The following is a 12,324-nucleotide window of genomic DNA, read 5'->3' on the forward strand; positions in this document are numbered from 1 at the left end:
AAGCAGGCACTGATCCGTGATCCCCGGGTTTTGACTTCATAGTCGAGGTGAAGGGGTCCCACCGTGAAGAAGCTGCTCATTCTCGCCGTTGTCGCACTCGGCGGCTTCGCCGTCTGGCGCCGGATGCAGCAGGACCGCGCCGAGCTGGACCTGTGGACCGAGGCCACGTCGTCCGACAGCTGACACGCCGACGACAGGCCCCGGCGTGACCGAGGCGGCGCCGATCACCGTCGCCTGCATCGATCTCGCCGGGACCACCGTCGCGGACGGCGACACCGCCGAAACCGCCTTCGCCGAGGCGATCGCCACCCTGGGGATCGTCTCCGGCACGGCGGCGTTCGAGCGTGCCGCCGCCCGCTTCCACGACACGCGCGGCGAATCGGAGATCGGCGTTTTCCGCTCGCTCTTCGACGAGCCCCGCGCCCAGGCCGCGCACCTGGCGTTCGAGCGGTCCTACGGCCAGCTCATCGACCGGCGCGGCCTGGTTCCCGTGCCTGGAGCTGGGCGACGCCCTGCGCCGCCTCCGCTCCTCCGGCGTCCGCGTCTGCCTGCTCACCGGCTCCGGCCGCACCACGCAGGCCCGCATCATCGACGCCCTCGGCTGGTGGGACCGCGCCGACTTGACGCTGTCCCCTGAGGACGTCCCCCGCGACCGCCCGTGGCCGGACCTCATCCTGACCGCCGCCCTCCGCCTGGGCGTGGACGACGTCCGCAACATCGCCGTGTGCGCCGCAACGGCCCCGGCCATCATCTCCGCCCGCCGCTCTGGCGCGTCCGTAGCCGCGGGCGTCCTCACCGGCCCCCACTCCCGCGACCGCCTCCGCACCGCCGGCGCGACCCACGTCCTCCCCACCATCGCCGACCTGCCCGCCCTCATCCTCCGCACCCCGGCCGATGCCACGCCCACCCCCGACCACGGGTAAGCTTTGACCCGCCAACCCGGGGCCTTAGCTCAGTTGGTAGAGCACCGGCTTTGCAAGCCGGGTGTCAGGGGTTCGAATCCCCTAGGCTCCACAAACCTAAGACGCCCTCATCTCGATCACGGATGAGGGCGTTCGTGCAATTAGGTGCGGCCCGGAACAGCCGACTAGGCATGCTGCCGTCCCCAGCGGGGCTCCGACTCCGGGAAGACTCGTCGTGTCCGTGACGGTCGCCGGAGCGTGAGCTGAGGGCGTTGTTGACAGTGCCCCACGGGTGTCACGGCTGCTCGGGCAACGTGAATGTCCTGGGGCGGGTGGCTCAGCCGGATTCTGCGAGCAGGTGGACGACGCCGGCCGGGTTCTTGATCCAGTGGGTTCTGGACTCCAGGTTGTGCAGTGGTTCTACCTCGTCACACGGGCGGATGCCGGTGCGGGCCAGTGCGGCCGTCGCCGCGTCCAGGTCATCGGTGTGGAGCTGCAACCACAGGTCGGGCTGGCTGTAGTTGTCGACGCAGTCCAGCCACAGCGTGTTGGGACCGAACCGCACCGAATGAGTTCTCGAGACGGTCGGGGCGTAGGAAACGTCCTCCTCTTCGACCTCGAAGCCCAGGGTGTCGCGGTAGAAGTCCACGGTGGCCTCGTACTGCGCCTTGGGGATCTTCATGGCGATGTTCAGGCCGGCGGTGAATTCAGGCTGGCTCATTGTCAGGTGGCTCCTTGGTCGAGTGGGTGTCCAGTGCGCGTTCCAGCGCGGTCAGCCGGTCATCCCATCTGTTGGCGAGCGCGGCCAGCCATATCTGGGCCGCGCGGATGGGCGCTGGTTCCAACCGGTAGGGGTGGCGGCGGCCGACCGGTTCACCGGAGCTGATCAGGCCCGCTTCGGCGAGCTGATCGAGGTGCTTGGCCACTGCCTGCCGGCTGATCGGCAGCCGGCGCGCCAGATCGGTGACGGTCGCGGGTCCGGCGCGGGCGAGTTCGTCCAGCAGCGCCCGCCGGGTCGGATCGGTGAGCGCAGCGAATACCGCGACGGCCTGCTCCTGCGAATCAGGCGGCCGCATCGAGGTAGGTCTCCAGGTCGGCGAGTTCTGCGGCCCATCCGTGGCTGTTGGACTCGTGGGCGGTCCGGGCAACCTGGTCGGCGGCCTGGATGAACCCGCTCTCCACCAGACGCAGCCGGGTGCCCTCCGCTATGGGCTCCAGAGTGAAGGTCACGAGCGTCCGGGGCGCTTCATCCCCCCGCCAACCCTCGATCGGCCACGTGAACGCCAAACGGTGCGGTGGATCCACGATCGTGATCGTGGCGACGGATTCTTGGTCGAGGTCATCCCAGCGGAAGTACGCTCGCCCGCCGGGCCGCAGATCGATCTCAGCTACCGAGCCGAACCATTGCGACAGCCCTTCGGCGGTGGTCAGCGCGGCCCACACCCGCTCGACGGGGTGCCGCAGCACCGTCTCGCGTTCGATCCTGTCCGGAATCACATCCGCGCTCCTTCGCAACCCATGAGTTGCCATCATGATGGCAACCTAACGGTTGCGAAGGGTTTCGTGCAAACTCGCGCCGCCGCAACGCGCGATCAATCCACGACATGGGGCGCGGAGAAGGCAGGGCCGATATTCGAGGGCGTCGAGGTCAACGCGGAGACTAGAACGGTTCGTATGACCGCCTTCTCCTGCGCCCGGTGCCGTGTCCGGCTCACACCCGACCTGGTGGAGTTGCCCGCCGTTCCAGAAGCTTCGCGCGACTACGAGGGGCGTGACCCGGAGACGCGACGAGCGCCGTCAACGGTGCCGCGCGGACACTATGCGATCGAACACGAGCCGTGGGGAGCCCCATACGTGCCGCATCCGGATCAGGAGTCGGATGTAATAGCGCAACCGCGGGGCCTCATGACGAGCGACAACGGGGTGCTCGTGGTGTCCGCCGGCCAGCGGAACAACATCGTGATCCATCCTTTGGACGCTGCCAGTCTTCAGCCATTGCCCAAGGGGGAGAACGGTATTGGCTGTTGTGGCCCGGCGGGAAACTCCGGCCTCAATCGCGCCTGTACGTGCGGAGCACCAGTCGCAACGCTTGCCGCCGACTGCTACGGGCCCTATGAACTGCATCTGGACCCTCTACGTGTGTACGCCGTCGATCCAGGTACCTCAGACGGGTGATTACCGGCGGCATCGCTAAATCTGACGGATCGTGCCGGTTGTGTGCCTGGTTTGGGCTTGGTGTGATTTGCGGGCGAGGTGGAGGTCGCGGGCCATGTGGGCGCGTCGTAGGCCGTGTGAGCGTAGGTAGCGGAGATCCTCGGCGGTGTCGTGACATGAGTTGGACGTGGAAGTAGCCGTCGCGAAGAGACGCGCGCCGGGCAGAGTCCTGCCAGGGGCCGAGGGCTGCCGGAGCTTGGCCGACCAGTACCCGGCTCCTACGACGAGCATGGTCGCGAACATTGTGAAGCCCGTCAGATTCGTTGCCGTCATCAGCAGGCCGATAACGCCGAACCAGAACACGGCCTGCAACGGAAGGTTGACCAGCTCTAACCAAGCCAGACGTCACGCGGCACGCGAGGCGGGACGATGACGTCCATGGTGACGAAGGAGGGTTCGGGTCAGTGGCGGCCCAGGACGCAGAATTCGTTGCCTTCTGTGTCGGCCATGACCATCCACGGGACTTTGCCCTGGCCCAGGTCGATGTCGGTGGCGCCGAGCGTGCGGAGTCGGGCTACCTCGGCCTCCTTGGCGTCCATGGGTTCCGGGAAGAGGTCGACGTGGATGCGGTTCCACCATGCCCTCTCGTCGGGCTTGCGCAGGAACTCCAGGTAGGGGCCGGTGCCTTCGGCTGAGCGCAGTACCGCGTGTTTGTCGGTGACCTCGAGCAGCGTCCAGTTCAGTGCCTCGTCCCAGAACTGGGCCATGGCGCGCGGGTCCGCACAGTCGACTACTACGGCGGCGATCGGTCCGGTGTCCCGGGTGGATTCGCGGGGCTCCAGCACGCAGAAGACGTTGCCCTCTGGGTCGGCCAGTACCTTCCAAGGGACGTCGCCCTGGCCTACGTCGGCGGGGGTCGCGCCGAGTTCCGTCAGGTGCGCGACCATCTCCGCCTGGTGGGCCTCGGAGGTGGTGGCGAGGTCGAGGTGCACGCGGTACTTCACCGTTTCGGGGTCCGGGACGGCGACGAAATCTATGTAGAAGGCGGCGGGGTCTGGCCACTTGAAGCCCTTGGGCTCAAGGTTGGTGACACCGGGACCCTCGCTGGAGACGTCCCAGCCGAGCGCCTCCGCCCAGAACTGGCCGAGGGCCGAGTCGTCCCCAGCCTTGAAGTTCACCTGTACGAGTCGCAGTGCCATGCCGCCGATCATAAGGCCGTCATGGAGGGAACCCCATGGTCAAGCACGTCGAACTCCCCGCCGGACGGCTCGCTCGGCCCCCCTGCCCCGAACCGGCGGCACTCGAGGGCGGAAGCCTGATCGGCTATGCCTGGGTGTCGACCGGCAGACCGCCGCGCTGGAGGCGGACGGGTGCGCCTGGGCCGGTGACAACGCTCGTGGTGCCGTTGCTGGACTGCCTCGGCCGCTCCCTGCAGGACCTGATCTTGATTGTCGCCGGGCTCCGCCAGCGTGGCATCGGATTTCGCAGCCTGTACGAGGCGATCGACACCACCACGCCCGGCGGCCGCCTGGCCTTCCACGTCTTCGCCGCCCTGGCCGGATTCGTCCGCTAACTCATCGTGAAAGGCAGCCGCTAGGGCCAGGACGCAGCCCGAGCACGGGGAAGGGGCTCGGCGGTGTTGAGGAGAATCGTCCTGGCGCGACGCACGGGGGGACGAGCAGCTTTTAGCGCCGGGCCCGTTGGCTCAGTCCTGGTGCGGGAGGTCCCACAGGTGGAGAGTGGTCTGATCCTTGGAGACCGTGTACCAGGCGTCTTTTCCTGCCGACAGGGGAAACCCCGAGACGGGGAAGGGGTAGACGACTGATCCTCGCAGGGCCATTGTGCGTGGGTCGACGAGCCAGTGGCGGGGGACCTCCGCGTAGTACTCGGTGCCGACCACGGCGATGTCGTCGTACGGGAACGCCGCTTCGAAGTCCCAGCGAACACGGTCGTCTCCCGGAGGAGGGGGTACGGCATCCCCGGCGTTCAGTCGGCGCAGTTCCGTGCCGTCTTCCGCCTGGTGGAGATAGAGGGCCCACTGCCCCGTATCCGTCGTCAGGAAGTGCTCCCCGGACGGACTCACCGCGAGAAAGACCTCCTCGACGAATCGCTCGACGGTGAGCTGCGTACCATCCCAGCGTCCCCACAGCACGGGCGAACTTTCCTCGCCCTCCGCGATGGACAGCCCCATGTACGCCGGATCGGGGTGAGGAAAGTGGAAGGAGCCGGAACCCACGGTCGTCGTCGCGACCCGGGCCAGCAGCGAGCCGTCGGCGGCGTCGAGGACCAGCCATTCCTCCTCGATGTCGTGCCCTGTGTGGCTGCGGACGTGAGCCCACAGGACCTTGCCGTCGGAGGAGAAGGCGGCCGAGCCGCTGTCGGCGTGGCCGTGGTGGTAATCGTCGGCGTACTCGGAGAACGAAGCATGGGCCGTCGTGCACACGGCGGCGGACCAGCAACCGTGGCGGATCTCCCACAGCACGGCGCCGGTCGCATCCACGGCACGCAAGGCGTGCACGCCGGCGAACACGGCGACATCACCGGCGGGAGAAACCGCCACTGAGCCGTACCGGCGAGGCCACGGCGCGGGAAAGCGGGTCTCCGCCCCCGCCCCCTCCAGGTCGCGGACGGCCAGTTCGGTGTCCCCGCGCTGCACCAGCAGCCTGCGCCCCGGCCAGTGCAGTACCCGTGGGCCGTCCGCCGAGGCGGGGTCGAGCGGAGCGGCGGCCGTGGCCAGGAGACGGGCGGCTCCCTCACGGGTGGCGTTGGGTGACACGGCCGCATGCTTTCACACCTGCCGGACGGTGCATCCGGCCTGCAAGCGCGCGCTGCCCGGCCCTTCGCTGAGGACGATGGCCAGAGGGCGGGTCTTCGAGCCAGGCGTACCGGCTCGATCCGCCAACCCGCTCCGCGTCGGCCCGCGAGGAGGATCCGACCGGCGGGGCCGTCGGGAGGCTAGGGCAGGAACCCTGCTCGGGGTTTGTGTAAGGCTCCATTGTTAGGCCCGGCTGGGTGGGCGAAGGTGGGTGCATGTGGTGGTTTGTGCTTGGGTTCTTCGCCGTGCTGTTCGGGTTCGCGTTGGTCTTCGATTACCGACTCCGTCGGCGAGGGCGACGGTTTCAAGGCGGTGCGGCGTTGACACGGGAGATGCGTGAGAACCGTCGCGACATGCGGGCTTGGGACAGGGGCTCGCAAGGGCACGGTGGAGGGGATCTGTCCTGGACGGACGAGTCCCGCCGTCGTCGCGGCAAGTGATCACCCCCTTTCAGGCCCTTGGCGCCGCCTTGGTCGGGGTGCGCTCGCGGTTCCAGAGGGAGCGGTAGAGGCCCGGGCGGGAGATGAGGTCGTCGTGGGTTCCGCGGTCGGCGACGCGGCCCTCGTCGAGGACGATGATCTCGTCGACGGCGTCCAGGCCGGTGAGGCGGTGGGTGACGAGGAGGGTCGTCCGGCCTTCGGTGGCGGTCAGGAGGTCGGCGGTGAGTTCGTCGGCGGTCGCGATGTCCAGGTGTTCGGCGGGCTCGTCGAGCAGGAGGATCGGGAAGTCGGCGAGGAGCGCGCGGGCCAGGGCGATGCGCTGGCGCTGGCCACCGGAGACTTGGGCGCCGTGCTCACCGACGTGGGTGTCGAGCCCGTTCGGGAGGGAGTCGACCCAGTCGAGGATCCGGGCGCGGCGTAGGGCGTCGCGTAGTTCAGCTTCGGTGGCGCCCGGGCGGGCCAGGCGGATGTTGGCTCCGATGGTGGAGTCGAACAGGTGGGCGTCCTGCGCGCATAGGCCGATGACCGTTCGGACGTCGTCGGTGTTGAGCGTGCCTAGGTCGACGCCGTTCAAGGACGCCTTGCCTGAAGCGGGTTCCAGGAAGCGCAGGAGCACAGAGGTAAGGGTCGTCTTGCCCGAGCCGGACGGCCCCACGATTGCGCAACGGCGGCCTGGTGTCAGGTCCAGGGAGACGCCGTCGAGGGCGTAGGGGGCGGTCGGTGTCCACCGGGCCCGGAGGTTCTCGACGTTGAGTGTGTAGGGGGACGCCGGGAGCGGGGCCGGGTCGGCCGGATCCTGGACGGGCGGCTCGGCGTCCAGCACGGCGAAGATCCGCGCGGCGGAGCGGCGGACCCGCTCCAGGTACTGGGCCGCCATCGGCAGGCCCGCGACGACCTCGAACGCGGCCAGCGGAAGCAGGACGATCACCGCGAGCAGCACCCCGTCGAGCGCGCCCGAGCGGACGGCCGGGACGCCGGCGGTGAGGGTGGCCCAGACCGCGAGCCCGGCGGCGAGCGCGGAGATGGCCGCGCCGAGGCCGGCGGTGGCGGCGGAGCGGGCGGTGGTGCGGGTGAAGTCGCGGTCGAGCCGGGCCGCCTCGGCGAGTTGCGCGGGCGCCGCGCCGTAGGCGATGAGTTCGGGGGCGCCCTGGAGGGTGTCGACGATGTGGGAGGTCAGCTCGCCGCGCAGGTCGGTCGTCCGGCGCTCGGCCCGGCGCGCCATGACGGACGACAGCCACGGCGCGACGACACCGGCGGCCAGCAAGGCGACCAGGAGGATCAGCCCAGCGGACGGCAGCAGCGCCCAGGCGACCCCCACCGAGGCACCGCCGACGACGGCGGCGACCGTGCACGGCAGCAGGACGCGGAGGAACAGGTCCTGGACGGCGTCGACGTCCGCGACGAGCCGGTTCAGGAGGTCGCCGCTACGGAACGCTGGCAGCCCGCCGGGCGCGAGCCGCTCCAGCCGTTCGTACACGCGCGCGCGCAGATCGGCCAGGATGCGGAACGTCGCGTCATGCCCGACGAGACGTTCGAGGTAGCGGAACACACCGCGCCCCAGACCGAACGCACGGACGGCCACGATCGCGACCATCAGCATCAGGACGGGCGGGTGCTGCGCCGCACGGGAGATGAGCCACGCGGAGGTCGCCATCAGGGCGACCCCGCTGCCGAGTGCGAGGGCGCCGAACAGGACAGCGAGGAGGAGCCGTCCCCGGGCGGGCCGCGCCATCTTGATGAGCCGCAGAATCATGCCGCCACCTCGCAGTCGAGGGAGGAAACGGGACGAACATCGGTGGATCGGGCCGTGCCCCAGGAGCGCCGCGACGTTTCACGTGAATCATGCGCCGCGCGAGTCATGCCGGCACCGCCGCCGGGGTGAGGGTGATCACGCGGTCGGCCAGGGTGGTCAGCGCCGGGCGGTGGGCGACGAGGACGACGGTCCGGCCGGCCTTCAGCCGTTCGACGGCGTCGATGACCGCGGCCTCGCTCTCCACGTCCAGGTTCGAGGTCGGCTCGTCCAGCAGCAGGAGCGGTGCGTCGCGGAGGAAGGCGCGGGCCAGGGCGAGGCGCTGCCGCTGGCCCGCGGACAGCCCGGCGCCCCGTTCGCCGAGCGGGGTGTCGAAGCCCGCGGGGAGCGCCTCGATGAACTCCAGCGCGTTCGCGGCCTCGGCGGCGGCCCGCACGGACGCCATAGACGCCGACGGGCGGCCCAGCCGGATGTTCTCCGCGACCGTCCCGGCGAACAGGTGCGGACGCTGCGGAACCCAGGCGATCTGGGCGCGCCAGGCGTCCGGCGAGAACTCGGCGAGGTCGTCCCAGTCGGCCAGGACGCGCCCGGAGTCCGGCTGGACGAACCCGAGAAGCACCGACAGCGCGGTCGACTTCCCGGCGCCGCTCGGCCCGACGAGGGCGACGGTCTCCCCGGGGTGGACGGTCAGCGAGAAGTCCGCGAGCGCGGGCCCCCGGTCGTAGGCGACCGTGACGCCCTCCAGCCGGAGCGTCGCGCGGGAGAGGTCGGGGACGTCCGTCCGGTCGCCGGCGGCGGGCAGCGGCGTCTCCAGCACCTCGAAGACGCGGGCGGCGGCGGTGAGGCCCTCGACGCTCGCGTGGTACTGCGCGCCGACCTGCCGCAGCGGGAGGTACGCCTCCGGCGCGAGGATCAGCACGAGCAGCGCGGTCTCCAGCCCGAGCCCGCCCTCGACGAGCCGCAGCCCGATCGAGACGGCGACGAGCGCGACCGACAGCGTCGACAGCAGCTCCAGGACGAGCGCCGACAGGAACGCGATCCGCAGCGTCGACATGGTGGCGCGCCGGTGCCGGTCGGTGACCTCGCGGATCCGGTCCGCCTGGGCCTTCGCCCGGCCGAAGATCTTCAGCGTGGGCAGCCCGGCGACGACGTCCAGGAAGTGGGCGGCGAGGACGGACAGCGTCCGCCACTGCCGGTCCATCTTCTTCTGGGTGGTGAGCCCGACGAGGATCGCGAAGACGGGGATGAGCGGCAGCGTCGCCGCGATCGTGACGGCCGACAGCCAGTCGCCGAGCAGGATCCGGAACCCGACGGCGGCCGGGACGAGCACCGCGAGCACGAGTTGCGGCAGGTAGCGGGAGAAGTAGTCGTCGAGCGCGTCGATCCCGCGGGTGGCGAGGGTGGCGAGTTCGCCGCTGCGCTCCCCGGACAGCCAGCGCGGGCCGAGGCCCACCGCGCGGGCGAGCAGCCGCCCGCGCAGCTGCGACTTGACCGCGGCGGACGAGCGGTGCGCGGCGACCTCCTGCAGCCAGGAGACGAGCGTCCGGCCGAGGACGACGGCCAGCAGGAGCAGCAGCGGCGTGCGCAGGTCGGCCAGGGCCGCGCCGTGCAGGAACGCGCGGGTGAGCATGTCGGCGAGCAGCGTCGCCTGCGCGATGATCAGCACGGCGGTCGCGGTGCCGAGCGCCACGGACGACAGCAGGAAGACCCGCGTCGTCCGGGCGTACTTCAGCAGCCGGGGGTCGAGGGGTTTCACCGCACGGCCTCCGGCTTCGGGCGCGCGGCCGGGATGTGGGACGTGCCGATCCGCTTGCGGAACACCCAGTACGTCCACCCCTGGTAGATCATCACGATCGGGGTGAACACGGCCGCGACCCAGGTCATGATCTTGAGCGTGTAGCCGGTCGACGCGGCGTTCTCCGTGGTGAGGGTCCCGGATTCCAGGGTGGACGGCATGACGTCCGGGAACAGCGCGGTGAACAGGGTCGCGACGGCGAGCACGATCGCGGCGCCGGTGCCGATGAACGCCCAGCCCTCGCGCCCGCTCCGGTTGGCGACGGCGGCGAGCACCAGCCCGGCGGCGGCGCCCGCGGCGGTCAGCCAGGTCACCGGCTTGCCGTGCTGCAGCTGCGTGATCAGCAGGAAGCTCCCGCCGGCGACGATGGCGGCGACGACCGCGAGTTCGGCGATGCGCCGCGCCCGGTAGCGGATGCTCCCGGACGTCTTCAGCGCCAGGAACACCGCCCCGTGCAGGACGAACAGGATCGTCGTGGTGAGCCCGCCGAGCAGCGCGTACGGGTTCAGCAGGTCGGCGAGCGTCCCCACGAACTCGTGGTCGGCGTCCAGCGGCACGCCGCGGACGATGTTCGCGAACGCGACGCCCCACAGGAACGCGGGCACGAGGCTGCCCCAGAAGATCGCCTTGTCCCAGCGGGCCCGCCATCGCGCGTCGTCCTTCTTGCCGCGGTACTCGAACGCGACGCCGCGGATGATCAGCGCCAGCAGGATCAGCAGCAGCGGCAGGTAGAAGCCGCTGAACAGGGTGGCGTACCACTCGGGGAACGCGGCGAACATGGCGGCGCCGGCGACGATGAACCACACCTCGTTGCCGTCCCAGACGGGCCCGATGGTGTTGATGACGACGCGGCGCTCGGTGTCGTCGCGGCCGAGGGCGGGCAGCAGCATCCCGACGCCGAAGTCGAACCCCTCCAGGAAGAAGTAGCTCGTCCACAGGAAGGCGATGATGATGAACCAGACGGTGGTGAGTTCCATGGCCGGCTCCCTCAGTAAGCGAACGCGAGCGAGCGCTCGGCGTCGGGGTCGGAGTCGTCGTCATCGGACGGCGGCGGGGGCAGCACCTCGTCCTCCGACGGCGGCCCGGCCTTGGCGTACTTGAGCATCAGCCCGGCCTCGATGACCATGAGGACGGCGTACAGCGCGGTCAGCGAGACGACGGAGATGAGCATCGAGGTCGGCGACACGCCGGGCGAGACGCTCGAGGTCGTCTTCAGCACCCCGAACACCGACCAGGGCTGCCGGCCCATCTCGGTGAAGATCCAGCCGGCGGAGTTGCCGATGAAGGGGAGCGCCAGCGACAGCACGCCGATCCGGTACACCCAGGGGTTGGACGGCAGCCGCCCGCGCCGCAGCAGCCACAGCCCGGCCAGCGAGACCAGCGCGGTGAGCATGCCGACCCCGACCATGATCCGGAAGTTCCAGTAGGCGATCGGGATGTTCGGCCGGTAGTCGCCGGGCCCGTAGCGGGCCTCCTCGGCCGCCTGGACGTCGTTGATGCCCTTGACCTCGCCGTCGAAGGTGCCGGTGGCGAGGAACGACAGGACGCGCGGGACCTTGATCCCGAAGATCTCCTCGTCGCCGTCGAGCGTCCCGATGGTGACGACGGAGAAGGACGCGGGCTGCTCGGTCTCGTAGAGGGCCTCGGCGGCGGCCATCTTCATCGGCTGCTGCTCGGTCATGACCTTGCCCTGGAAGTCGCCGGTGATGGCGACGCCGATCGAGGCGATCGCCGTGACGGCGAGGGCGAGCTTCAGCGACGGCCGGAAGACCTCGGTGTTCTTGCGGCGGGCGAGGTGCCAGGCGCTGACGCCGGCCATGAACATGCCGCCGGTGACGAACGCCGCCGTGATCGTGTGCGGGAACGCGACGAGCTGCGTCGAGTTGGTCAGCACGGCCCAGAAGTCGGTGAGGACGGCCCGTCCGGACTCCTCGTCGATCCGGTAGCCGACGGGGTGCTGCATCCACGAGTTCGCGGAGAGGATGAAGTACGCCGACAGCAGCGTCCCGATGTGGACGATCCAGATGCAGGCGTTGTGGAGCTTGGCGTTCAGCCGGTCCCAGCCGAAGATCCACAGGCCGAGGAAGGTCGACTCGACGAAGAAGGCGAGCAGCCCCTCGATGGCGAGCGGCGCCCCGAAGATGTCCCCGACGAAGCGGGAGTAGTCACTCCAGTTCATCCCGAACTGGAACTCCTGCACGATGCCGGTGACGATGCCCATCGCGAAGTTGATCAGGAAGAGCTTGCCCCAGAACTTGGTGGCGCGCAGGTACTTCGTCTTGCCCGTGCGCAGCCAGGCCGTCTCCAGGATGGCGACGAGCGCGGACAGCCCGATCGTCAGCGGGACGAAGAAGAAGTGGTAGACGGTGGTGATCCCGAACTGCCACCGTGCGATGTCGACCGAGTCCATGGCGCGTGATGCCTCTCCGGGCTCTTCTACTACAAGCCGTAGTACTACTTCCCGTCAG

General features: G+C 69.8%; 11 protein-coding genes, 1 tRNA gene and 1 pseudogene. 4 read left to right on the forward strand and 9 right to left on the reverse strand.

Annotation, left to right across the window (positions count from 1 at the left end):
* The first annotated feature begins 63 nt into the window (after positions 1-63).
* From HUT06_RS43615 to HUT06_RS00100, 3 genes are all read left to right on the forward strand, one after another.
* Positions 64-183: a DLW-39 family protein gene (locus tag HUT06_RS43615; RefSeq protein ID WP_217711122.1), complete on the forward strand. Its 120-nt coding sequence runs from the start codon at positions 64-66 to the stop codon at positions 181-183.
* Between the two features lie 161 nt (positions 184-344).
* Entirely contained in the window at positions 345-923 is a 579-nt protein-coding gene (locus HUT06_RS45475) for an HAD family hydrolase (RefSeq protein WP_368406939.1), read from the forward strand.
* A gap of 18 nt (positions 924-941) precedes the next feature.
* Positions 942-1,014, forward strand: a tRNA-Ala gene (locus HUT06_RS00100).
* A 225-nt stretch (positions 1,015-1,239) separates the two neighbouring features.
* On the opposite strand, the gene HUT06_RS00105 is transcribed toward HUT06_RS00100, so the two are convergent.
* The 4 genes from HUT06_RS00105 to HUT06_RS00120 all read right to left on the reverse strand — a co-directional run bounded on the left by HUT06_RS00105 (position 1,240) and on the right by HUT06_RS00120 (position 4,255).
* Positions 1,240-1,623, reverse strand: coding sequence for a VOC family protein (locus tag HUT06_RS00105; protein WP_176193806.1), 384 nt, complete (start codon positions 1,621-1,623; stop codon positions 1,240-1,242).
* A complete protein-coding gene (locus HUT06_RS00110; protein WP_176193807.1) occupies positions 1,610-1,978 on the reverse strand; it encodes a helix-turn-helix transcriptional regulator in 369 nt (122 codons plus the stop codon). The genes HUT06_RS00105 and HUT06_RS00110 overlap by 14 nt, the downstream gene beginning before the upstream one ends.
* Entirely contained in the window at positions 1,965-2,399 is a 435-nt protein-coding gene (locus HUT06_RS00115) for an SRPBCC domain-containing protein (protein ID WP_217711123.1), read from the reverse strand. The genes HUT06_RS00110 and HUT06_RS00115 overlap by 14 nt, the downstream gene beginning before the upstream one ends.
* A 1,118-nt stretch (positions 2,400-3,517) precedes the next feature.
* Entirely contained in the window at positions 3,518-4,255 is a 738-nt protein-coding gene (locus HUT06_RS00120; RefSeq protein ID WP_176193808.1) for a VOC family protein, read from the reverse strand.
* A gap of 35 nt (positions 4,256-4,290) precedes the next feature.
* Here HUT06_RS00120 and HUT06_RS00125 point away from each other — a divergent pair.
* Positions 4,291-4,626, forward strand: a pseudogene (locus tag HUT06_RS00125) (recombinase family protein); the annotation flags it as partial.
* A 135-nt stretch (positions 4,627-4,761) separates the two neighbouring features.
* On the opposite strand, the gene HUT06_RS00130 reads toward HUT06_RS00125, so the two are convergent.
* The 5 genes from HUT06_RS00130 to HUT06_RS00145 form a co-directional block, all read right to left on the reverse strand.
* Positions 4,762-5,832: a hypothetical protein gene (locus HUT06_RS00130; RefSeq protein ID WP_176193809.1), complete on the reverse strand. Its 1,071-nt coding sequence runs from the start codon at positions 5,830-5,832 to the stop codon at positions 4,762-4,764.
* A gap of 489 nt (positions 5,833-6,321) precedes the next feature.
* Positions 6,322-8,064 (reverse strand): thiol reductant ABC exporter subunit CydC, encoded by a 1,743-nt coding sequence (gene cydC, locus HUT06_RS43620; protein WP_217711125.1) that lies wholly within the window; start codon positions 8,062-8,064, stop codon positions 6,322-6,324.
* Between the two features lie 103 nt (positions 8,065-8,167).
* Positions 8,168-9,817, reverse strand: a complete 1,650-nt coding sequence (gene cydD, locus HUT06_RS43625) for a thiol reductant ABC exporter subunit CydD (RefSeq protein WP_217711126.1) — start codon at positions 9,815-9,817, stop codon at positions 8,168-8,170.
* Entirely contained in the window at positions 9,814-10,833 is a 1,020-nt protein-coding gene (gene cydB / locus HUT06_RS00140) for a cytochrome d ubiquinol oxidase subunit II (protein ID WP_176193810.1), read from the reverse strand. The genes cydD and cydB overlap by 4 nt, the downstream gene beginning before the upstream one ends.
* A gap of 11 nt (positions 10,834-10,844) precedes the next feature.
* Complete coding sequence (locus tag HUT06_RS00145; RefSeq protein WP_176193811.1) at positions 10,845-12,266, reverse strand: cytochrome ubiquinol oxidase subunit I; 1,422 nt, start codon at positions 12,264-12,266, stop codon at positions 10,845-10,847.
* Positions 12,267-12,324: the final 58 nt, after the last annotated feature.

The sequence above is a fragment of the Actinomadura sp. NAK00032 genome (assembly GCF_013364275.1).
GTDB lineage: Bacteria > Actinomycetota > Actinomycetes > Streptosporangiales > Streptosporangiaceae > Spirillospora.